This is a genomic window from Pseudomonas graminis, from assembly GCF_004364335.1.
Classification (GTDB): domain Bacteria; phylum Pseudomonadota; class Gammaproteobacteria; order Pseudomonadales; family Pseudomonadaceae; genus Aquipseudomonas; species Aquipseudomonas graminis_D.
Genome location: NZ_SOCR01000003.1, coordinates 102,751 through 123,364, shown reverse-complemented (window position 1 = coordinate 123,364; position 20,614 = coordinate 102,751). Strand labels below are relative to the sequence as shown.

Annotated in this window: 20 protein-coding genes; 10 read left to right on the top strand and 10 right to left on the bottom strand. The window is 61.4% G+C overall.

What is annotated here, in order from left to right; all coding sequences use genetic code 11:
- Window positions 1–12 precede the first annotated feature (12 nt).
- A complete protein-coding gene (locus EC919_RS05600) occupies window positions 13–837 on the top strand; it encodes an SDR family oxidoreductase (RefSeq protein ID WP_133772030.1) in 825 nt (274 codons plus the stop codon).
- 284 nt (window positions 838–1,121) lie between these two features.
- On the opposite strand, the gene EC919_RS05595 is transcribed toward EC919_RS05600, so the two are convergent.
- From EC919_RS05595 to EC919_RS05580, 4 genes are all read right to left on the bottom strand, one after another.
- Window positions 1,122–1,994 carry an efflux RND transporter periplasmic adaptor subunit gene (locus EC919_RS05595; protein WP_133772028.1) on the bottom strand — a complete coding sequence of 291 codons (873 nt, stop codon included), beginning with the start codon at window positions 1,992–1,994 and terminating at the stop codon, window positions 1,122–1,124.
- A 15-nt stretch (window positions 1,995–2,009) separates the two neighbouring features.
- Entirely contained in the window at window positions 2,010–2,210 is a 201-nt protein-coding gene (locus EC919_RS05590) for a DUF1656 domain-containing protein (protein ID WP_065991906.1), read from the bottom strand.
- A complete protein-coding gene (locus tag EC919_RS05585) occupies window positions 2,200–4,398 on the bottom strand; it encodes an FUSC family protein (protein ID WP_133772026.1) in 2,199 nt (732 codons plus the stop codon). Before EC919_RS05585 ends, EC919_RS05590 begins: the two co-directional genes overlap by 11 nt.
- A gap of 222 nt (window positions 4,399–4,620) precedes the next feature.
- Window positions 4,621–6,132 carry an efflux transporter outer membrane subunit gene (locus EC919_RS05580; RefSeq protein WP_133772024.1) on the bottom strand — a complete coding sequence of 504 codons (1,512 nt, stop codon included), beginning with the start codon at window positions 6,130–6,132 and terminating at the stop codon, window positions 4,621–4,623.
- Window positions 6,133–6,312: 180 nt separating this feature from the next.
- On the opposite strand from EC919_RS05580, the gene EC919_RS05575 reads away from it, so the two are divergent.
- Together EC919_RS05575 and EC919_RS05570 are read left to right on the top strand one after the other, a co-directional pair.
- The gene (locus EC919_RS05575) at window positions 6,313–7,260 is read left to right on the top strand and encodes a LysR family transcriptional regulator (RefSeq protein WP_133772022.1); all 948 of its coding nucleotides are present in this window, start codon (window positions 6,313–6,315) and stop codon (window positions 7,258–7,260) included.
- A 99-nt stretch (window positions 7,261–7,359) separates the two neighbouring features.
- Window positions 7,360–8,334 carry a 2-hydroxyacid dehydrogenase gene (locus EC919_RS05570; protein ID WP_133772020.1) on the top strand — a complete coding sequence of 325 codons (975 nt, stop codon included), beginning with the start codon at window positions 7,360–7,362 and terminating at the stop codon, window positions 8,332–8,334.
- 260 nt (window positions 8,335–8,594) lie between these two features.
- On the opposite strand, the gene EC919_RS05565 is transcribed toward EC919_RS05570, so the two are convergent.
- Window positions 8,595–9,494: a DMT family transporter gene (locus EC919_RS05565; protein ID WP_133772018.1), complete on the bottom strand. Its 900-nt coding sequence runs from the start codon at window positions 9,492–9,494 to the stop codon at window positions 8,595–8,597.
- 133 nt (window positions 9,495–9,627) lie between these two features.
- Here EC919_RS05565 and EC919_RS05560 point away from each other — a divergent pair, with 133 nt between their 5' ends.
- Window positions 9,628–10,506: a helix-turn-helix domain-containing protein gene (locus tag EC919_RS05560; RefSeq protein WP_133772016.1), complete on the top strand. Its 879-nt coding sequence runs from the start codon at window positions 9,628–9,630 to the stop codon at window positions 10,504–10,506.
- Here EC919_RS05560 and EC919_RS05555 read toward each other — a convergent pair.
- The 3 genes from EC919_RS05555 to EC919_RS05545 are packed head-to-tail and all read right to left on the bottom strand — an operon-like array spanning window position 10,503 to window position 14,519.
- Window positions 10,503–12,914 carry a TonB-dependent siderophore receptor gene (locus tag EC919_RS05555; protein WP_432213791.1) on the bottom strand — a complete coding sequence of 804 codons (2,412 nt, stop codon included), beginning with the start codon at window positions 12,912–12,914 and terminating at the stop codon, window positions 10,503–10,505. The genes EC919_RS05560 and EC919_RS05555 overlap by 4 nt on opposite strands.
- A 19-nt stretch (window positions 12,915–12,933) precedes the next feature.
- The gene (locus tag EC919_RS05550; RefSeq protein ID WP_133772014.1) at window positions 12,934–13,917 is read right to left on the bottom strand and encodes a FecR family protein; all 984 of its coding nucleotides are present in this window, start codon (window positions 13,915–13,917) and stop codon (window positions 12,934–12,936) included.
- Window positions 13,914–14,519 (bottom strand): RNA polymerase sigma factor, encoded by a 606-nt coding sequence (locus EC919_RS05545; protein WP_133772012.1) that lies wholly within the window; start codon window positions 14,517–14,519, stop codon window positions 13,914–13,916. The genes EC919_RS05550 and EC919_RS05545 overlap by 4 nt, the downstream gene beginning before the upstream one ends.
- A gap of 293 nt (window positions 14,520–14,812) precedes the next feature.
- Between EC919_RS05545 and EC919_RS05540 the strand changes: the two genes are divergently transcribed.
- From EC919_RS05540 to EC919_RS05525, 4 genes are all read left to right on the top strand, one after another.
- Window positions 14,813–15,235, top strand: coding sequence for an HPF/RaiA family ribosome-associated protein (locus EC919_RS05540; protein WP_065991892.1), 423 nt, complete (start codon window positions 14,813–14,815; stop codon window positions 15,233–15,235).
- A 540-nt stretch (window positions 15,236–15,775) separates the two neighbouring features.
- Window positions 15,776–16,105, top strand: coding sequence for a DUF3509 domain-containing protein (locus EC919_RS05535; protein WP_133772010.1), 330 nt, complete (start codon window positions 15,776–15,778; stop codon window positions 16,103–16,105).
- 234 nt (window positions 16,106–16,339) lie between these two features.
- Window positions 16,340–16,684, top strand: coding sequence for a YXWGXW repeat-containing protein (locus EC919_RS05530; protein ID WP_133772008.1), 345 nt, complete (start codon window positions 16,340–16,342; stop codon window positions 16,682–16,684).
- Between the two features lie 239 nt (window positions 16,685–16,923).
- Complete coding sequence (locus EC919_RS05525) at window positions 16,924–17,238, top strand: hypothetical protein (protein WP_133772007.1); 315 nt, start codon at window positions 16,924–16,926, stop codon at window positions 17,236–17,238.
- Window positions 17,239–17,397: 159 nt separating this feature from the next.
- On the opposite strand, the gene EC919_RS05520 is transcribed toward EC919_RS05525, so the two are convergent.
- Window positions 17,398–17,844 carry a phosphate-starvation-inducible protein PsiE gene (locus tag EC919_RS05520; protein WP_133772005.1) on the bottom strand — a complete coding sequence of 149 codons (447 nt, stop codon included), beginning with the start codon at window positions 17,842–17,844 and terminating at the stop codon, window positions 17,398–17,400.
- Between the two features lie 420 nt (window positions 17,845–18,264).
- Between EC919_RS05520 and EC919_RS05515 the strand changes: the two genes are divergently transcribed.
- Window positions 18,265–18,531: a YebG family protein gene (locus EC919_RS05515; protein ID WP_133772003.1), complete on the top strand. Its 267-nt coding sequence runs from the start codon at window positions 18,265–18,267 to the stop codon at window positions 18,529–18,531.
- 56 nt (window positions 18,532–18,587) lie between these two features.
- On the opposite strand, the gene EC919_RS05510 is transcribed toward EC919_RS05515, so the two are convergent.
- Complete coding sequence (locus tag EC919_RS05510) at window positions 18,588–19,610, bottom strand: Glu/Leu/Phe/Val dehydrogenase family protein (protein ID WP_133772001.1); 1,023 nt, start codon at window positions 19,608–19,610, stop codon at window positions 18,588–18,590.
- Window positions 19,611–19,807: 197 nt separating this feature from the next.
- Between EC919_RS05510 and EC919_RS05505 the strand changes: the two genes are divergently transcribed.
- Window positions 19,808–20,611: a SirB1 family protein gene (locus tag EC919_RS05505; protein ID WP_133771999.1), complete on the top strand. Its 804-nt coding sequence runs from the start codon at window positions 19,808–19,810 to the stop codon at window positions 20,609–20,611.
- The last annotated feature ends 3 nt before the right edge of the window (window positions 20,612–20,614 follow it).

The following is a 20,614-nucleotide window of genomic DNA, read 5'->3' as shown; positions in this document are numbered from 1 at the left end:
AAGGACTGAACCATGTCTGTGGTGTTGATCACCGGTTGTTCAAGCGGCATTGGCCGCGCCATGGCAGATGCGTTCAAAGCGGCAGGCCATGAGGTCTGGACAACCGCCCGCAAGCCGGCCGATGTGCAGGCGCTGACCACGGCGGGTTTTCGTGCTGTGACGCTGGAGGTCAATGACAGCGCTGCGATTGATCGACTGATCGCCGAGCTTGATCAACACGGCAAAGGGCTCGACGTGCTGATCAACAACGCAGGCTACGGTGGCATTGGCCCGCTGCTGGATGGCGGTGTCGAGGCCATGCGCAGGCAGTTCGAAACCAACGTGTTTTCCGTGGTCGGTGTGACGCGCGCCCTGTTTCCAATGCTGCGCCGCAACAAGGGATTGGTGGTGAATATCGGCAGCGTTTCAGGCGTGCTGGTTACGCCATTCGCGGGGGCGTATTGCGCGTCCAAAGCCGCCGTCCATGCCATGACCGACGCACTGCGTATGGAACTGGCGCCCTTCGGGATTAGGGTGATGGAAGTCCAGCCCGGCGCCATCGACACCCACTTCGCGCAAAACGCCAGCCACGAGGCCGAGCAAGTCATTCATCAGGAATCGCCGTGGTGGCCGTGGCGTGAAGGCATCCGCGCGAGGGCCAACGCGTCCCAGGGCAATCCAACACCCGCCGCCGATTTCGCACGCGACGTGCTCAACGCCGTGCAGCGCAGCCATCCACCGCGTTTATTGCGATCCGGCAACGGCAGCCGCGCGCTGCCGCTGATGGAACGGCTACTGCCGAAGGCCTTGCTTGAGTGGATTCTGAGCAAGCGTTTCAAGCTGGATAAAAAATACTGACCACTGCGGCAGGCCTCCTGCATCTTCCGGCAAGACACAAATCTGGCGTATAACGCGGCTCAAAGTGTAGGAGCGCGCTTGCCCGCGAAGGCGTCAGCATGGGCGACAGAGATGCGTCGGACGCACCGGCCTCTTCGCGGGCAAGCGCGCTCCTACAGGTTCTGTGTAGAGCCGACGTATCGCGTTCACCCATTCAACCTTACTGCGCAATAGATCGCCGGACACGCCACGCTGCTACATCCTCCGGCAAGACACAAATCTGGCGTATAGCGCAGCTCAACGTGCTACCGCGTTGAATCTTGCGTTTCGGGATTCACGATCACCGTACAAGTAATCCCCGCCGCCAATACAACCCCTTCCGGCACGTAATCCAGATGAATGCGTACCGGCACGCGCTGGGCCAGACGTACCCAGTTGAACGTCGGGTTGACGTCGGCGATCAGTTCGCGGCTCTCCGGGTTATCGCGGTCGTAGATGGCGCGGGCGATGCTCTCGACGTGGCCCTTCATCACTTCCCCGCTCATCAACTGCATGTCCGCCGGATCGCCGATTCTGACGTGGGGCAGCTTGGTCTCTTCAAAGAAGCCGTACACCCAGAACGAATTTCTGTCGACCACGGCCATCTTCGCTTCGCCGATGCGCGCGTAGTCGCCGCGATGCACGTTGAGGTTGGTGACATAGCCGTCCACCGCCGCCAGCACCTTGGTGCGTTGCAGGTTCAATTGCGCAGCGTCGAGTTGCGCGACCGCCAGCTGATAATCCGCCTGGGCAGAGGTGGCAACGTTGCTGGCGTCCTCGCGGCTCTCGGCGGAGATCACCAGGGCGTCCATGTCCTTGCGCCGATTGGCGTTGACCTTGCGCATCTCCCACGTCGCTTTGCGCGACGCCACCATCGCCTCGGCCTGCTTCACCGCCAGCTGATAATGCTCGGGGTCGATCTGCATCAACAGGTCACCTTTTTTCACCGGCTGGTTGTCCTTCACCGGCACATCGATCACCACGCCGCTGACATCGGCAGCGACGTTGATCACGTCGGCGCGCACCCGGCCGTCGCGGGTCCACGGCGTGTCCATGTAATGAACCCACAGCAGCCGGCCGATCCAGATGGCCAGGGCCAGAATCAACAAAGTCGCGATCAGACTGAAGAGCTTTTTCATCTCAACCCACGTGCCTCAACGGTAAACAGTAAGCGCCATGGCGCCGAAAATGCAGCTGAACAGGCTCAGACGCAGGAGCGCCGGATGCCAGAAAAAACGGTACAGATCGAGCCCGGACATGAAGCGGTCCAGCGCCCAGGAAAGCACCATGGCGACCAGAAACATGACGGTCACGGTCGGCATGTAAACGCCGTGGAAGGCGAGTTCACGAGGCATTGAGTTGTCCTTGTGGCGAGGCCACAGACGCCTGTTCCGGCACGGCGCCTGCCAGCGGCGATTGCGGGTCCAGCAGGCAGGTGCGGATGAAGTGCAGGTAGCTTTTCACCCGGCGCAGCGCCGAGGTGTCGAAGTGCGGCGCAAAGGGCTCATCGGTGTTCTGCACGCAGACGATGGCGTGATCGACGGCCGACAGGCTGCGCGCCAGGTTGTGGCGATCAGGCTGGATAAACAGGCGAATCAGCGAGCGGCCCATGGCGCGAATCGCCTGCCGCCACGGTTGCGATTCGGCGTAACTCGGGTGCACCGGCAGAATGTCCTGCTCGCGGCGCAACTCGATGACTGCGTGGCCGATCTCCAGCACCACGAACATCCAGCGCAGCAGGTTGCGTTGCACCTCGGGTTTGCCGGCGGCCAGGCCATAGGCCTGATGCATCAGGTCACGGGTGCGGCTTTCGAAACTGGAGCGAATCCCGCGCAATGGCGCGCTGATGGCGAAACTCACCTGCCGGCGCAGATTGCCTTCCAGCCGCTGCCACAACCAACGACTGTTGGGCGGCAGAATGATCGCCCCCGCCGCCGCGCACAGCAGCATGCCAAGGACCATGGCGATGTAGTCATTGATGAACGCATAGGGGTTGTACACCGTGAGGTTGTCCGGCGCCGAACCGATGCTGAAAAAGATCAACAGCCCCAGTCCGTAGCCGACCCACTGCGGCCGTGTGGTCAGGAACGTGCCGAGCACGAACACCGGCGCCAGCACCATGCACAGCAAGGGAAAACCATCGATGCGCGGCAGCACGAAAAAGGTGATGAAAAACCCCAGCACTGCACCCAGAAAGGTCCCGCAGGCCATCTGAAACGACATGCGCCTCGGGTTCGCCGTCGTTGCGGAAAGCGCCACGGTGGCGGCGGACACCAGGGTCATCGATGCACCGCTCGGCCAGGCCGTCGCCACCCAGTACACCGACATAACCCCGAGAATGAACGTCGCGCGCACCCCCGATGCCAACGACGACAGCCAACTGGTGGTGGACACAAACGGCTCGACCCACTTCTCCCGCGCATGGTTGTGATCGGCCAGGGACGCATGGGTCTGGGCGTAGTCGTGCATGTCGTCGACAAAGCGATACAGCAATTCGTAGGCGGTATGGAAATCCAGCAGGTCATCGTCGCTGGGCTGCGTATTGATGAACTCGGCGCGCAGGCTGCGCACGTGCTCGGGCAGGTCGGCCTTGTAAACGCTCAGCCGATTGGCGAGCAGCGCGGCATCCGAGTTGGTCAGCGCCCGCCCGGCGAAGGGCTCCAGCAACCGAGTCAGCGCAGCCAGGCCGGGCTCGATGGCCTGAACAGCCGGCGTCACGCCACGTCGCCGCAAGCGCTCAAGCAACTGATGCAAGGCGTTGAAGCGCGTGGTGATGGTCATGAACTCGCTGTTCAGGCGATTCAATCGACCGTTGCGGCGGCGCATGTGCGGGTCTTCGAACACGGTGACAGCGCGCAGGCCTTCAAGCCCCACGGCATCGGCGATGAAGCGCACGTTGCTGGCTTCGAACGACGCCGGATCGCTCTCGCCGCGCAGGCCGGTGATGACGAATTGGGCGAAGGTGCCGAAGCGCTGGTACAGGGTGTTGCGCATCGCTGCGCCGGCGCTTTGCGGCAGGATCGCGGCGCTGACCAATGTCGAGCAGACGATGCCGAGGGAGATCTCCAGCACCCGCCACATGGCGGCCATGAACGAGGTGTCGGGGTGCGCGAGTGCGGGCAGTCCGGTCATCGCGGCGGTGTAGCCGGCCAACACAAATCCGTAGGCGCGGAAGTTGCGATAGCGCGCGGCACCGGCGCAGCAGAAGCCCACCCAGATCGCCAGACTGCCGAGGAACAGCTCGCTGTTCTGCGCGAACAGTGCCATCAGGGTGACCATCACCACCGAGCCGGCGAGCGTGCCGAGCAAGCGGTAGAAACTCTTGGCGAACACCTGACCGCTCTGCGGCTGCATGACGATGAACACGGTAATCATGGCCGTGCGCGGCTGCGGCAGCTCCAGGCGCATGGCGATCCAGTAGGTCAGGAATGCTGCGGTCAGTACCTTGCCGATGTAGATCCACGTCACGCCATCGCTGCGCGCCCAGTCATTGAGGCCGCGGCGCCATTCGAGGGATTTGAACCATTGCAGGGCGTGAGTCATTTCAGTTCAACACCTGTGCTGGCCGACCCGACGCCTTCGCGGGCAAGCGCGCTCCTACAGGTGACCGCGTTTCGGCAGTCCCGTCGGCGTAAGCAAAGGATCGTGTTTCGGCAGGCCCACCCATGTCGATGTCCGATCGCGCGTTATCGGGCAAACACATTCCACTGTAGGAGCGCGCTTGCCCGCGATGGGGCCCGTCTGCGCGATAAATGATCATCTGGCTCACCGATCAAACACCGCCAGCGACACCGGCGTTTTCGGCACAGCGGTCCTTTCCGGCGCAGGCGAATCATTGCCCGCCATCAACCCGCCGCCCAGCGCCACCACCAACTCTGCGTGCACGGTCAGGCGTTCGGCCTGGACGTGTTGTTGCACCTGCTGTTGATGAAACAACAGCGTCTGCGCGTTGAGCACATTGAGGTAATCGGTCAGGCCGCGTTTATAGGCAACCATCGCGATGTCGTAGGTTTTATGTGCGGCGGCCACGGATTGATCGGCGAACTGCTGTTGCTTGTTCATCGACTCGCGACGAATCAGTTGATCGGAGATGCCCTTCAGCGCCATGACCAGGGTCTGGTTGTACTGAGCGACAGCTTCGTCATAGCCTGCTGACGCCACGCCCAGTTCCGAACGCAAACGCCCGCCGTCGAAGATCGGCAAAGTGATCGCCGGGCCCACGCTGTAGTTGAATTTCTTGCCGGCGAGGAATTCCAGCATGCCGCCGCCGGTGGCCATGTAACCCAGGCTGCCCATCAGATCGACGTTTGGATAAAACCCGGCATGGGCCACATCGATGCCCCGGGCTTGCGCCGCCACTCGCCAGCGACTGGCGACCACATCCGGACGCTGCCCGAGCAATTCGGCGGGCAGCGCCGACGGCAACTTCAATGCGGCGTTCAGCGACAGCGCCGGGCGCTGCAGACGTGCGCCTTCGCCCGGGCCTTTGCCCGCCAGCGCCGCAATCTGATTGCGGCTCAGGGCAATCGCCTCGTCCAGCGCGTCAATCTGACGATGGGTTTCGGGCAGCGGGGTTTCCGCCTGGCTGACTTCGAAGTGGGTGCCGATGCCGCCTTTCAGACGACGCTGGGCCAGATCAACGATCTGCTGCTGTTGCGCGAGGGTCGCTTCGGCAATGTCACGCTGGGCGTAATTGAGCGACAGCTGGATGTACGCACGGACGATGTTGTCCTGCAATTCCAGTTGCGCCTGACGTTCCTGGGCTGCGCTCATGTGCGCCATGTCCAGCGCCTGTTCAGAGTGATTGCTTTCCTGGCCCCACAGATCAAGGGAATAACTCAGGCCCAGCGACGCGTTGTTGTCCCACGTGCTGGTGTTCGCTAGCTCACCCGGGCCGTAGTACTGATCCGTCGGCCAGTTGTGCCGTTTCAAGGTGCTATCGCCGGAGATGTGCAGGGATTCCGCCGACTCTGCGATACCCGCCATGGCCTTGGCCTGACGCACCCGCGCGGCAGCGATCGCCAGGCTGGGGCTGCCCAGCGCGGCCAGTTCGATCCAGCGATTGAGTTGTGCGTCGCCATAGGCGCGCCACCACTGACCGGCCGGCCAGTGGGCGTCTTTGTCGGCCGCCTTGATGGCGTCGTCGGTGGCCAGCGCGTCGGGTGACAACGCTGTGCCTTGTGGGGCAATTCCGCCAGTTCCGATGCAGCCGCTGATGAGTAACGTTAAAGCCCACACACTGAGGGGCTTGAGCCCTCTGACGAGACGACGCGGCACTGCTGCAATTACCTGAATGAGGGGGAATCGATGATGCGGCGATTCTAGGGGGCGTCTAGTCCGGCGATAAGCCGGGACTTCTGCGAATCTTTGTTACCGAACAGGAGATAATCCTCTGGTATGGCTGACATGGATCAGTTACTTCATGTCACAATTTGCTATCTCACCTGAGAACGGCCAATGGACACTCTGCAAAACATGCGCGCTTTCACTTGCGTGGCGCAAGCGGGCAGCTTCACCGCTGCCGCTGCTCAACTGGACACCACCACCGCAAACGTTTCGCGCGCCGTCTCCAACCTCGAAGCCCACCTGCAAACCCGACTCCTCAACCGCACCACGCGACGCATCGCCCTGACTGAAGCGGGCAAGCGTTACCTGCTGCGCTGCGAACAGATTCTCGGCTATGTGGAAGAAGCGGAAGCCGAAGCCAGCGACGCCCATGCGCGCCCGGCCGGGCAGCTGAAAGTCCATTCGATGACCGGCGTAGGCCAGCATTACGTCATCGACGCGATTGCCCGCTACCGGCGCAATCACCCGGACGTGTCCTTCGACCTGACCATGACCAACCGCGTCCCGGACTTGCTGGAAGAGGGTTACGACGTGTCCATCGTGCTCGCCAGCGAGCTGCCGGACTCGGGCTTCGTGTCCCAGCGACTGGGCATCACCTACAGCATCGTCTGCGCCTCGCCCGCCTACATCAAGGCGTTCGGCATGGCGCACCGGCCGGCTGATTTGCTCAATCATGCCTGCCTGCGCCTGGTCAGCCCGGTGTTCCCGCTGGAAAAGTGGGCGTTCGACGGCCCCGAAGGCCAGGAAACCGTGACCATTGGCAACTCGCCGTTTCTGGTGAATTCGGCCGACGCCATGCAAGCGGCGATCAGCAGCGGCATGGGCATCGGGATTCTGCCGATCTACTCGGCCATCGAAGGCCTGCGCAATGGCTCGCTGGTGCGGGTATTGCCGCAGTACCGTTCCCACGAGCTGAACCTGTACGCGATCTACCCGTCGCGGCAGTACCTGGATGCGAAGATCAAAACCTGGGTCGAGTACCTGCGCGGCTCGCTGCCGGAAATCATGGCCGCCCATGAAGCGGACCTGCAGACCCATGTGTTGCCGGAGACGGTTTAATCATCATCCACGCGCTACGGCGGTGACCCTGCCAATCCCTCGGCAAGAATGTTAGCGTGCTACGCAATGCCCTTCTGAACTGCCGAGAGAAGCTCTCCGATGAAAAAGACCGTCCTTGCCTTCAGCCGCGTGTCCCCGGAAATGGCCGAGCGCCTGCAGCAAGACTTCAACGTGATCATCCCCGACCCCAAAAAGGGTGATCTGAACGCGCAGTTCAACGAAGCCCTGCCCCACAGCCACGGCATGATCGGCGCCGGTCGCAAGCTGGGGCGCGAGCAATTGGAGGGCGCGAAGCAGCTGGAAGTGGTGTCGAGCATTTCGGTCGGTTATGACAACTACGACGTCGGCTACCTCACCGAACGCGGCATCATGCTGACCAACACCCCCGACGTGCTGACGGAAAGCACCGCCGACCTGGGCTTCTCGCTGATCATGAGCAGCGCCCGCCGGGTCGCCGAACTGGATGCCTACACCAAAGCCGGCCACTGGAAACGCAGCATCGAGGCGCCGCATTTTGGCACCGACGTCTACGGCAAGACGCTGGGCATCGTGGGCATGGGCAACATTGGCGCGGCGGTCGCACGACGCGGTCGTCTGGGTTTCAACATGCCGATTCTGTACAGCGGCAACAGCCGCAAGACCGCACTCGAACAGGAACTGGGTGCGCAATTCCGTACGCTGGATCAATTGCTGGCCGAGTCGGACTTCGTCTGTCTGGTGGTGCCCCTCAGCGAAAAGACCACGCATTTGATCAGCACCCGCGAGCTGTCGCTGATGAAGAAGAGCGCAATTCTGGTGAACATCGCCCGCGGCCCGATCGTCGACGAACCGGCGCTGATCAAAGCGCTGCAGGACGGCACGATTCGCGGCGCCGGTCTGGATGTCTACGAAAAAGAGCCGCTGTCTGAATCGCCATTGTTCGCCCTGCACAATGCAGTAACGCTGCCCCACATCGGTTCGGCAACTGACGAAACTCGCCAGGCCATGGCCGACCGCGCCTGCGCCAACCTGCGCGCCGCGCTGCTGGGCGAGAAACCGCAGGACCTGGTGAATGCGCAGGTGTGGAAAGGCTGAGCCGCACTTTTGACCGGACGAGATACCCCATGATCGTTCCCACGGTCCCCGTTGGAATGCCGCTCCCGGCGCTTCGCTTCCGTCCGGCTATTGACGAACCGTAGGAGCCGGCTTGCTGGCGAACGCGTCAGACCATTCCCCCCTCAGGCGTCTGGCCTGCCGCATTCGCCAGCAAGCCGGCTCCCACAGGTTTTCTGACGTGATCGTTCCCACGGTCCCCGTTGGAGTGCCGCTCCCGGCGCTCCGCGCCAGCCAGCCTCTCACGCCAGTTTCGCACCCACCGCCACAACCACCCTCGGTTTGCTGAACACCAGCACGTTCCCGGCCATCACCAACACCAGCCCCATCAGCGCCGGGGCGGTCCATTGGTAGCCTTCGGCAAACGCCGACACATTCAACGCCACCACCGGAAACAGCACCGTGCAGTACGCCGCGCGCTCGGGGCCCATGCGGCCGACAAGGGTGAGGTACGCGGTAAATCCAATCACTGAGCCCGGGATCACCAGGTACAGCAACGAGCCGATGTACCGGGCGTTCCACTCAAAGGAGAACGGCGTACCGCTCAGCACGCAATACACACAGAGCATGGTTGCCCCATACAACATGCCGTAAGCGTTGGTGGTCAGCGGACGCAGCCCGGCCTTCTGTTGCAGACTGGAAAGCATGTTTCCCGCCGAAAAGCACAACGTGCCGAGCAAGGTCAGCGCCAGGCCGATCAAGGTCTCGCGACTGGCGCTGTGCCCGGCCAACTCCGGCCAGAACAGACACGCCAGGCCGATCAGCCCCAGCGTGCCGCCCATCACCACGTTGCGCGCGATTTTCTGCTTGAAAAAGATCCGCGCATTGAGCGCGTTCCACAGTGTCGCGGTGGAAAACACCACCGCCACCAGGCCGGTCGGGATCCACTGGCTGGCCGTGTAAAAACACATGAAATTGACGCAGAACAGGCAAAGCCCTTGTGCCAGACAGATGAGCTGCCCGCGACGATTGACCTTCTGCAGTTTCCCGGTCGCCAGCAACAGGGCGAAGATGATCAGCGCCGCGAGGCCGAAGCGGTAGACGATCGACACCGGGATGGCGACTTCGCCCAGTTGCAGTTTCAAGGCAATCCAGGTCGTGCCCCAGATCAAAACGGTCAGCAAATACAACGTGATGTTCATGTCAGGCTCCCCAGTGAAGGCTCAGTCTGGCGGCGCCGGTCTGCGCTCACTTGCAGAAACTTGCGCATTTGATCGTCACCCCGCTGGCAGGGGGCAGCGCTCGGAGTAGGATGCGAGGCGTAGAGGAGTCCCCATGTCGTCACTCGAAACCATCCAGGTTTTTCAATCCCTGAACAGCTCGCCCCACGCGCAACTGGAGAAGTGCGCACCCCTGGGCGACGGGGTGATGGCGGCGTTATGGAACAACCGTCATGACGCGCAGAACTACCACGCGCCGACTCACCACACGCTGTCGTGCTACATCGACGGCGGCACCGGGACGTTCCGCCGCGATCAACCGGACAAGAAAGGCGCCCCCGACAAGATCTGCACGCTGCCGGCCGGCCACCAGTCTTCCTGGGTGGTGAACGGGGAAATCCGTCTGGCGCATCTGTACATCAGCCCCGAACAGTTCGCCCTTAACTGCGTCACGCTACTGGACCGCGAGCCGCGTCAGCTGGCGTTGCAGGAGCACACGTTTCTGGATGATCCGCTGCAGGCCGAGCGCTTTCATCGCCTGATCCGCATGGACTGGAGCGAGCCGGGCGAACGCATGCTCACCAGCAGCCTGGCCCATGAGCTGCTCGATCATATGGTCCTGCGCCAGGTGGGATTTCGCGAAGGGTTGCGCTTGAAGGGCGGACTGGCGCCGCATCTGCGTCGTCAGTTGGTGGAGTTCATCGAGCTGAATCTTGCCGACCCCTTGAGCCTTGGCCAGTTGGCGGGCATGTGCGCGCTGTCGGAATACCATTTCGCACGGATGTTCCGCGAAAGCTTCGGCCTGCCGCCCCATCAATACCTGCTCGCCCGACGCCTCAACCGCGCCCGGGAACTGCTGCGTTCGACGCGCAAGCCGTTTGGCGAGATTGCCCTGGAATGCGGCTTCGCGAGTGCCAGCCACTTCAGCAACCGGTTCAAACAGTCAGTCGGCGCAACGGCAAGTGAGTACCGGGCGGCGTTTCAGTCGCGTTAAAACTCCAGCGTCGTCGCCATCACCACCTGCCGCGAATCCCCCAGCGACACGAAATAACGGCTCACCGCCGAGCTGTAATAGGTGCGATCGAACAGGTTTTTCACGTTCAGCTGAAACTTCACTTTTTGCCCGTCCAGTCGGATTTCGTAGGTGGCGAACGCATCGGCGACGGTGTAGCCGGGCAGGTCAAAGTCATTGTCGGGATTGCCTGCACGGTCGCCGACGTAATGGGCGCCTGCGCCCGCTCGCAGCCGGCTGGCGCCCAACACCGCGCCAAAATCGTACACCGCTGAGACCGAACCGCTGTGCCGGGGCACATTCTGCAAGCGGTTGCCCTTCAGGGTCGGGTCCTCAACCATCCAGGCGTCGGTAAAGGCATAACCGCCAATCAGGCTCCAGCGTTCCGAAAGCTGCCCGCTGACGTCCAGCTCCATACCCCGCGAGCGCACCTGCCCCGCCGTGGTATACACGGTTTCTGCCGTTAGCGAGTCAAAATTCGCCACCAAAACGTTGCGCTTTCGGATGTCGAACAGCGCCAGCGTCGCACTGATGCCATCGCAAGCATCCCACTTGGCGCCCAGCTCCCACGCCTTCGATTCTTCGGGCAGGGTCGCCGAATCCAGCACGGTGCCGCCCGCCAGCGCGGCGATGCTGGAGTTGGGCTTGAACGCTTCGGTGTAACTGCCATACACCGACAGCTCATCGCTGTAGCGGTAAACGAGGCCCGCTCGCGGAATCCACTTCTGCCCGTTCAAATCCGTATTGCGCATGAACGGCTCGCCTTTACCGGCCTGCTGGTCGAACACTTGATAGCGCGCACCCGCGACGAAAATCCAGCGATCGGTGAGGTGCACGGAGTCCTGAGCAAACACCGAGTCGCTGCGCAGGATGTCGAGCTGATGGCTGTCCGCCGCACTGACCTGAGTGCCCTCCGCTTCCTGGCCATACACCGGATTCACATAGCTGAACGTGCTTTGGCTTTTCTGGCGGATCAGTTCACCGCGCGCGACTTTGCGGTATTCGTCATCAACGCCGATCAGCACCTCGTGCCGCATGCCGGCCAGCGAGGTGTCGCCGCTCAAGGTGAGGGTGGTGAAGCGATCGGTGCTCAGGGCGTTGCCGGTGCCGTCGATGGAGCGGGTCAGCGTGCCGGTTGCCGGGTCGACGGCGGTCACCCGCACCTGGCTGGCGTCGTAGGTCTCGCGGTTGTAGCTGTAACCGAGGTGGCCTTTCCAGGTGTCGTTGAACGTGTGGTCGAGCTCGAATCGATACAGATCCGAGCGCCCTTCCATGTTGTTGAACGGCTCGTCCAGACGGCGGGTCGCGGGCATGTTCAACGCACGGTTGGTACGCGGATCGATCGCCGTGCCGCGATCAAACGGCGAGAGAAATTCCCGGTGCTCGTAGGACGCCAGCACTTCGGTGTCATCGCCATACCAGGCAAGCGACGGCGCCACCAACGATTCACGGTGCACGCCATAATTGCGCCAGTAATCTTCGTCTTCGTGGTCAACGATCAAGCGATACGCCAGCCCGGTCGACGCCCCTTCAGCGCCGCCGATGGCGCCCGTGCTGTCAAATGTTCCGCCGCTGCCGTTCTTGCCTGCGCCGTAGCTTGAACCCCGGGCCGTGAGGGCGTTGGCCGACTGCAACTGTGGGCGCTTGCTGACCACATTGATGACCCCGCCGGGGTCCTGAATGCCATACAGCAGAGACGCCGGACCTTTGAGGACTTCGACGCGCTCGGCCGTGGCATTCAGGTTGCGGCCCTGCACCACCGGCATGCCATCGCGCATGATCGAACCGTCGCGGTTGTCGCCAAACCCGCGTTTCATCAGCGTGTCCTGGGTGCTGCCGAGGGTGTTGCCCTGGGTCACGCCACTCACGTTGGCCAGCGCATCGTCGAGGTTGCGCGGCGCCTGGTCGTTGAGCACTTGCGCGGGGACGACACTGACCGCCTGCGGGTTTTCCAGCGGTGGCGTGGCGCTGCGCATCACCGATGTCTCGGCTGGCAGCTGATAGCGGTAGCCGCTGGTGCGTGTGGAATCGATCTGCGTTGCGCCAAGGGAGACCGCGCCCTCAGCGGGCCGGGACTGCAGCGTAAAAGTGTCGTCGGTGGCGCGGCGGAATGTGAGAGCGGACGTTCCCAGCAGAATGCGTAACGCCTGTTCCGCACTGAACGAGCCGATCAACGCAGGAGCATCGACCGCGTAGGGCGCATCCTGGGTATAAATCACCCCAAGCCCTGTCACTCGACTGAAATCCCTGAGCGCTTGCGGCAGCGGTTTGGCCGGGATCGAAAAGTTGTAGGCGGGCACGGCTGCCTGAGCGCATGCGCTCCAGACCGCCACCACCGAAACGCCACACCAGCTTCTCACATCGTTCAACCCCGTTTGAATGCGACACACGCCAACCACTCGCTGTTGATCAGCGGATCACAATTACCCGCCCCAGCGCTTCGTACTGCTCAAAACCCACGACGGATTTCAACGCCGCCAGCACAGCCAGCGGATCGCGACTGGGGAAGCTGCCGCTGACAGTCTTCGCCGCCAGCTGATCGTTAAGCAAAATGATCCGGCCCGGGTAATAACGGTTGAGGTCGTTGATCACATCAGCGAGGGGTGTGCGGGCGTAATTGAGCCAGCCCTGACGCCAGGCCAACTGGCTTTCGCTGTCCACAGGCTGCGGCTCGCCGGTTCGCTCACGGTCATAACGGGCCCGCTGACCTGCCGTCAGGATCTGCTGCGGCGCATCGGCGGCAGCCTTCACCCCAACGCGCCCGGAAAGTACGGTGACTTGCGCACCGGCAGGCTGCAGGCGCACCTCGAACTGCGTGCCCAGCACCCGGGTTTCCCCGCGTCCGCCATCGACCACAAACGGCTCGCCGGTGTGGGTGACTTGAAAGAATGCAGCGCCACGGCGCAACTCGACGTGCCGCTCACCTGCGTCGAAATGCACGGCGATCGCGCTGTCGGCGTCCATCGTCACCTGCGAGCCGTCGGCCAGGGTCACGGTCCGGACCTGTCCAGGCTCCGACACATAGTCGGCGGCAAGATCATCCGCCCAGCGCTGCGGATTCCAGCCAAGCCCGACGCTCACCATCAGCACCAGACACGCCGCCATCGCCAGCGCCGATCCCCAGCGCGGCAGCCTTCGCGGCGTGGGCGCGTCCATTTTTCGCAGCAAGGCATCGAGCGCGATGGTGTCTTCGCCGGCCAGGGTGGCGGCAGGCTCTTCGCTGAGTTCCCACAGTACTTGTGCCTGAGCGTACGCCTCGGCATGGGCAGGATCGGCGTGCAGCCAACGGCTGAAACGCGCCTGATCGGCGACCGTCGGTTGGTTGTGCAACACGCTGAGCCAGCTCAGGGCCACGGTGTGAGGATCGGCATTCGGATGAGGAACTGAGTTCATCGACGCACGCCCCCGGATTTCCCACCCAGGGGCAAATCCCGAGCAACGTCCTGATTGACGCTCGCCTTGCAGGTCTGGAGGGCGCGCATCATGTGCTTCTCCACGGCACTCTGCGAAAGGCCCATGGCCTTCGCGATTTCGGCGTACTTGCGCCCGTGGATACGGTTGAGCAGAAAGATCTGCCGGGTTTTCTCCGGCAATCCGCGTAACGCCGTTTCGATATGGCGCAGATCGTTGCTCGCCTCCAGCGCCGCCTGAGGTTCGTCAGTCTCGGGCCGATGCGCGTCAGGCAGCAGCTCGTCGCTGAGCCGGGCGCGGGTGCTCTCATTGCGCAGATGGTCAATGGCGATATTGCCAGCGCAGCGCAGCAAGTACGTGTTGAGCTCCTCGACCTGCACCAGCGGACGCCGCCAGAACCTGAGAAACAGGTCCTGCACCAGGTCGGCCGCCGTCGCCCGGCAACCCACTCTTCGGCTCACCAGCGCCTCCATTTGCGGACGCTGGGACAGAAAAACCTCCAGAAACCGCGCGCGTGCAGCCTTCGGCGCCTCGTGGTCGAGGTCCTGACACGTTGAGTTCGAGGACGGAGGCGGATCGATCATGGTTGTGGCACGAGGTTGGGAAGGATGCGAGGCGCGATATTAATGATAAATATTCTCATGCGCAAAAGATCTCCGACGAATCTCGCAACAAATCTGCAGCGCCTGAAATGAGGCCGTGAAAAGGCTCAGCCCAGTAAAAATGGACTTGCCGGTCGAGTTCCCGCATTGGCGAAATATATTCTCGGTTCCAAGGGGTTGAATTGTTCGTGGATCGGCGCCAACACTGTGAATGAGGGCAGACGAAAAACACCTCGTCCAGACTCTCCCGAGCAAGCCAAAGTAAGGGAAGAACTATGCAAATCCAGGTCAACAGCGATAACCACATCGAAAACAGCGTCCGTCTGGAGGAGTGGGTACGAACCACGGTTGAAACTACGCTCGAACGATACGAAGAGGATCTGACCCGCGTTGAAGTCCACATCAACGACGAAAACGGCGACAAGCCCGGCCCGCACGACATCCGTTGCCAGATGGAAGCCCGGCCAAAAGGACACCAACCCATTTCCGTTACCCACAAGGCCGATTCGATCGATCAGGCAGTGGATGGAGCGGCGGTCAAACTGGACCACGCCCTGGAGCATCTTTTCGGAAAACTGCGCGGCAACAAACGAGGCGCGGCTCCGGTGATTGAAAGCGATCTGGATGACGAGCCCGTCAGTGCTGACGCGTTGCTCGAAGAAGAATTTCTCGAGAAGGATGAAGCGTTGCACGGCTGATGCAGCAGCCTTGAAGCTCTGAACTGCTGAACGAGGGGCGGGCCGGGAAACGGGCCCGCCCCTTTTTTCGCGTGCTCATCAAGCGCCAAGCGCTCGCCCTGTGAGCTGCGCTAAACATGCGGCGTGTTCACCCACCAACCTTTCGCACACAAAGAACGCATGAGGCGCGCAAATGGTGCCGAGTGGGAATTGGCCAAGCAGTTGGCCAGTACAAGATGGACCGCCCAAACAGTGACCTGCTTCTCGATTCAGGGCCTTGCGGTCCGCCTACTGGGAGCATCCGCGCCTTTCGTCCCTTGTGGCCCAAACCCTGCAAGCTTTGTATCGTCGAGCTTACACCTCACCTGCACGCCGCAGACCTATTGGCTTCGGACGCAGTGACTCGCCCAATGAGACGACGTTTCAACGGACCACTTATGGATATCACCGCGACTTCAGCGAGAGCGGCCAAGGCAGGAATCATTAACCGTTGATCGGCTTCGCGAACTAAAGGGATTCACCCCCAGTCAATTTATGCAGATCGTTAACAGGTAACAGGCCATGGACAACCCTTTTCAACTGATCACCGACGCCTTCCATCCCGACTACCGGGTCAACCTGAGCATCCAGGGCCTTGACGGGACCATCATGCTGACGCTGTCGAATGAGTCAGGTGTGGTCGCCAAACGCCTGCTCAGTGCCGAGCAACGCAACTCGCCCAAGCGTCTGCGTCGTTTAATCGAAAGCATTCAGTTCGGCATCGCCATCGAACAGGGCCATAGCGCCATCAAGATCCTGGCAGCCATGACCGACGGCGACCTCAAGCAACTCTCGCCACCGCCCACTCGAGCCAGCTTCCTCCGCCGTCCGCAGCTGACTGCCGGCATCTGAATTTTGATGCGCCTGGAGTGAGGTGATATCTATCGCCTCGCCAGCGCAGCCTCTTCGTTACGTGAATCCCGATGCGCCCTGCCACCCGCCGACGATCGCCTGCTCCCCTGTAAGTCCCGCCGATTCAGCCCCCAGACAGAAAGCACCTGTTACAACAAACCTGTAGCAAGCCGGCTGCCCCGTGACACAACAAAACGGCGAGCAGCAGAGTCTGGACAAGTCTGAGGTGACGATATGTCTCTACGATACATAGCGCTGATTGGCGCGCTGGCCCTGGCGACCGGGTGCGTGGAAGAAAGAGTGGTGCACGAGCGGCGAGTCGTAGACCGACCCGCGCCGCGCGCCGAATACGTCGAAGTCGTCGCCCCGCAAGCGCCGCCCGTGCGCGTCATCGAAGAAGAACCGGCGCCGCGTCCGGGCTACGTCTGGTCCCGCGGCTACTGGCGCTGGAACGGGAACCGCTACGTCGCCGAGCACGGCCACTGGGAAGCAATACGGCCGGGCTATCGCTATCAACATCCGTACTGGGAAAGCCGAGGCGATGGCTGGCATTACCATGTTGGGGTGTGGGTGAACTGACCGTTCTTTGCACATGAAGATGCCCCGTTGAGACGGGGCATTTTTTATGGGGTTGGGGGAGGATGGCCACCGGAGAGCAGTGAGTTGATTGCAAACAATGGCATGCACTGCGCGCTAAAGCTCTCCCACGCAAAGTCGCACTCGCTATAGCACCTTGCCAATATCACGAGAATCACGACCGCAGATAACGGCGATCAGCTAAAGTCTGTAGCGAGCGAAATCGGCGATCAGGATTGAGCATGGACATTCAGGCGTTGAGACAGACCGCAATCGAGTTACGCAAGCAATTAGAACGGTATAAAGAAAAGGAACCGGCAGCACTCGCTTTGTATGAGCATATGGAGCCTTTAATATCGGCCGCCGAGCGAGGTGAGATTAATACCCAGGTCGAAGCACGAGACATACCAGGCCATCGAATTATGGATGAATCAAACCTCCGAAAATATCGCGATCTTTCTGAAGCTTACAGCAATTTTTATGTCGAACTTATCGAAGGCCGCGGCTCGGATACGCTCAAGATGATTGAAGAAATCATGAAAAAGGTCAGGAAGTAATCCAGGCCCGTCTGGTGATGCGTATGGATGGGAAAGGCCGTCGCCACGCCCCTGTCACCAGTCCTCGGCGGCGGCTGACAACTACATGCATACCAAACGCCAGGAACTACGCCAGACAAACTTTGAATGAGTCCTTAACAATAAGGACTCATCCCGTCCCTACTCCACTTTCTCCTGCACCGACGGATACTTCGACGAAGAATACCTCACCACCAGAATCGAGAATGCCAGCAACAGCACGCCACCACAGACGTAGATAATCCCCAAATCCGGCGCTTTGTGGTGCGACACGTCACTGATCAGCAAGCGAATCAACGCGGTCACCCCGATGTAGAGCAAGAAGCGCAGGGGCATGTGGTTGGTCTTGAAATAAATCCCGACCATCGCGCCCAGTTCGAGGTAGATGAACAGCAGCAAAATATCGTCCACGGCGATGTATTCTTGCCCGAGCATGCCAATGAAGGCTTTTATCGCGGCGTAAGCGGTAACCGCCCCGATACCGAACAGCGCCAGATAGTGAAACGCTTCAACGGCCAAATTGCCCAGGCTGTTGGCACCGCCATGCAGCCTGGCCCGCATCCGATCTGCCCATTTCACACCCGCCATCCCTTACCTCCCCTGACCAAACCAAAATTGTTCATAACGAGCGCTGCGCTTCAGAGCAGCGGTGGATCTGTCGACGCAGGGCTATGGCCGCATTGATGTTCACGATGTGCTTCCTTGGGTGACCCGGACCGGATGATGCTCCCCGCGCATGACGGTTTGCTCGTGCGCGAGGTATCCGAAGGCAAGCATTAATAGGGCCATCGGCTAAGGTTGAGAACGTGACCAGTTGTCGCAAGGCCACGCTAGGCAAAAAAGTGAGCGCCCACCCCCTACCCAAGCTGCGGCGATTCACCTATGCTGCGCACTGTATAAATAAACAGTAAAAAGACGGAGCACGCTGTCTTTGCATCATCCGTCGGCCGAAGCGTTGAGCGCCCGGGCTGATCCCTTACAACTCTGGAAATGACGACGAGGCCAACAATGGCTGTTGAAACCCTTTACCGCAGTACCCGTGATTTGGAGACTACGTTCGTGGACCGCAAACTCGCCGATGCCCATGATCAGATGCTGGAACTGGCAGAACTGCTCACCGATGTGTTGATGAAGAACGTCGCCGGGCTCTCCGAAAAACACGCCGAAGACGCCAGTATTTTCATGGCAAAAAACCGCGCCGTCTTCGCTGCCGCGTTCAAAAGCAATGCCCTGGCACTCAACGAGCTGGCACCCGCGGCGGAGCCGACAGAGTAATCAGGCCCGCAACTTCGGCTGCAGCCAGTTGAAGGCCGGCTTGCCACCGAAACGATTCAGTCCGTGTCCAGCAGCCGCTCTGCCAGCTCATCTGCGACCCGTGCGGGTGAGCGCTTTTCAGCTTGCGCATGGGCGAACACCTCGGTCAGCCGGGTGCCGATTTGCGTCAGATGCGCGGTAATGCTGCCCGGGCTTTGTCCCTGGTGATGCAGGGCGACATAAATCAGGCCGCCGGAGTTGATCACATAATCCGGTGCATACAGAATGCCGCGGGCTTCCAGTTGGTCGGCAATCGCAGCGCAGCTCAACTGGTTATTGGCGCCACCCGCGACGGCGGCACAACGCAACTTGGTCACACTGTGGCTGTTGAGCACGCCGCCCAGCCCGCACGGCGCAAGGATGTCGCAAGGGGTGCTGAGCAGCGCTTCGCTGGCAATCGGCTTGGCGCCCAACTGCTCCATGGCAAGTTGCACCTTGCCACTGTCCAGATCAGCCACCAGCAACTCGGCGCCCGCCGCATGCAACTGCTCCGCGAGGGCGTAACCCACATGTCCCAGCCCCTGAATCGCCACGCGCAGACCTTCCAGGTTTTCGCTGCCCAGCCTTGCCATGGCCGTGGTACGGATCCCGGCGTACAACCCCAGCGCAGTGTGCGCAGACGGGTCGCCGACGGCCGTGGTGCTGGTGACGTGCGGGGTGAATTGGGCGATGCAGTCCATGTCCTCTCGCGACGTGCCGCTGTCCATGGCCGTGACGTAACGGCCGTCGAGGGATTGCACGAATCGCCCGAACGCCTCGAACAAGGCAGCCCGATCAGGCACGTGGGCGGGCTGCATGATCACTGCCGTTCCACCGCCCAGTGACAATCCGGCCAGTACGGCTTTGTAGCTCATGTTCCTGGCCAGCTGGATGGCGTCTTCGATGGCACTCTCTTCATTTGGATAGGAGAGGTAGCGACAGCCCCCCATTGCCGGACCTTTCTGGCTGCTGTGGATCGCGATCACCGCCTTCAGGCCGGTGCGCGGCTCAACCATCATGTGCAGTGATTGCACGCGTGAGCTTTGCATGAGAGCGAACATGGGCACTGCTCCCCTTTTTCGTACTGGCGAGTATAGGCGCTGGTTGAAAAAAAGAAGGCCGGCCCCGGGCGGATCCGGACGACGGACTGCCGTTGGCCGCGCGCGATCAATCAACGCTGGACGAAGGCAGCGGCCAGGGATAAAACAGAGTCATCCCGTTTATTCTTCTCAGCCGTCTTATCCTGCCGGAGAAGTCGATGAATCCGCGCCAGCAATGCCTTGCCTGTCTAGAACGGACCCCGCCGTCTACCTTCGAAGCGGCTTCATGGATCGCCACTGAGCACGACAGCCAGGTTGACTTTAAGGTCATCTGCGACGAGCTCACCGCTCTGCAACGCAGCGTCGGCGCGGCGCTTCCTTTGTTGCCGGCCACAGAGCTAGCCCAGCCCTTGCTGCGGCAACTGGCGACGCTGGGATTTCAGCAAGACGATGCTGCTCAGCCTAAACCCCAGGCTGCCTTGATTCACAAGGTCCTTGAACGTCGTCGCGGCCAACCTCTGGGGCTGGCGCTGGTTGCGCTGGAAATAGCGAAGCGACTGGAGATTCCGTTGGAAGGCGTGAACTTCCCGGGGCATTTTCTGCTGCGTGTGCCCGGTGCCGACCATACGCTGGACCCTTGTGGCGGACGCAGGCTCTACCCCAAAGACTGGCGGGAATTGTTGCTGCGTCAGTTTGGCGCGGACATGCCGCTCAAGGCCGAGCACATGAAAACCGCGACCCCAGCGGCGATGCTGCAGCGGCTGTCGCGAAACCTGCGGTATCTGCATCAGCTAAACGACGATTTGATCGCCGCCCTCAAAGACGCGACCCGGGTGATGGAACTGGGCCAGGCCAACACCAGCGATTACCTCGCCCGCGCCAGCCTGTACCGGCAGCTGGAATGCCCGCAGGCCGAACGGTTCGACCTGGAGCATGCATTGATGTTGAGTGATGACCCGGTTCAACGGGTGCGGCTCACTCAGCGTCTGGTTCAGCTGCCCGGTATGGGCGCGCTGCACTGAACA

What these genes read in the sequence shown, in the direction of transcription:
- EC919_RS05530 (WP_133772008.1), top strand. Translation starts at nt 16,340, where the DNA reads ATGTCTCTACGATACATAGCGCTGATTGGCGCGCTGGCCCTGGCGACC.
- EC919_RS05570 (WP_133772020.1), top strand. Translation starts at nt 7,360, where the DNA reads ATGAAAAAGACCGTCCTTGCCTTCAGCCGCGTGTCCCCGGAAATGGCC.
- EC919_RS05590 (WP_065991906.1), bottom strand. Translation starts at nt 2,210, where the DNA reads ATGCCTCGTGAACTCGCCTTCCACGGCGTTTACATGCCGACCGTGACC.
- EC919_RS05585 (WP_133772026.1), bottom strand. Translation starts at nt 4,398, where the DNA reads ATGACTCACGCCCTGCAATGGTTCAAATCCCTCGAATGGCGCCGCGGC.
- EC919_RS05510 (WP_133772001.1), bottom strand. Translation starts at nt 19,610, where the DNA reads ATGTTCGCTCTCATGCAAAGCTCACGCGTGCAATCACTGCACATGATG.
- EC919_RS05565 (WP_133772018.1), bottom strand. Translation starts at nt 9,494, where the DNA reads ATGAACATCACGTTGTATTTGCTGACCGTTTTGATCTGGGGCACGACC.
- EC919_RS05575 (WP_133772022.1), top strand. Translation starts at nt 6,313, where the DNA reads ATGGACACTCTGCAAAACATGCGCGCTTTCACTTGCGTGGCGCAAGCG.
- EC919_RS05545 (WP_133772012.1), bottom strand. Translation starts at nt 14,519, where the DNA reads ATGATCGATCCGCCTCCGTCCTCGAACTCAACGTGTCAGGACCTCGAC.
- EC919_RS05535 (WP_133772010.1), top strand. Translation starts at nt 15,776, where the DNA reads ATGGACAACCCTTTTCAACTGATCACCGACGCCTTCCATCCCGACTAC.
- EC919_RS05505 (WP_133771999.1), top strand. Translation starts at nt 19,808, where the DNA reads ATGAATCCGCGCCAGCAATGCCTTGCCTGTCTAGAACGGACCCCGCCG.
- EC919_RS05520 (WP_133772005.1), bottom strand. Translation starts at nt 17,844, where the DNA reads ATGGCGGGTGTGAAATGGGCAGATCGGATGCGGGCCAGGCTGCATGGC.
- EC919_RS05515 (WP_133772003.1), top strand. Translation starts at nt 18,265, where the DNA reads ATGGCTGTTGAAACCCTTTACCGCAGTACCCGTGATTTGGAGACTACG.
- EC919_RS05525 (WP_133772007.1), top strand. Translation starts at nt 16,924, where the DNA reads ATGGACATTCAGGCGTTGAGACAGACCGCAATCGAGTTACGCAAGCAA.
- EC919_RS05600 (WP_133772030.1), top strand. Translation starts at nt 13, where the DNA reads ATGTCTGTGGTGTTGATCACCGGTTGTTCAAGCGGCATTGGCCGCGCC.
- EC919_RS05540 (WP_065991892.1), top strand. Translation starts at nt 14,813, where the DNA reads ATGCAAATCCAGGTCAACAGCGATAACCACATCGAAAACAGCGTCCGT.
- EC919_RS05560 (WP_133772016.1), top strand. Translation starts at nt 9,628, where the DNA reads ATGTCGTCACTCGAAACCATCCAGGTTTTTCAATCCCTGAACAGCTCG.
- EC919_RS05550 (WP_133772014.1), bottom strand. Translation starts at nt 13,917, where the DNA reads ATGAACTCAGTTCCTCATCCGAATGCCGATCCTCACACCGTGGCCCTG.
- EC919_RS05595 (WP_133772028.1), bottom strand. Translation starts at nt 1,994, where the DNA reads ATGAAAAAGCTCTTCAGTCTGATCGCGACTTTGTTGATTCTGGCCCTG.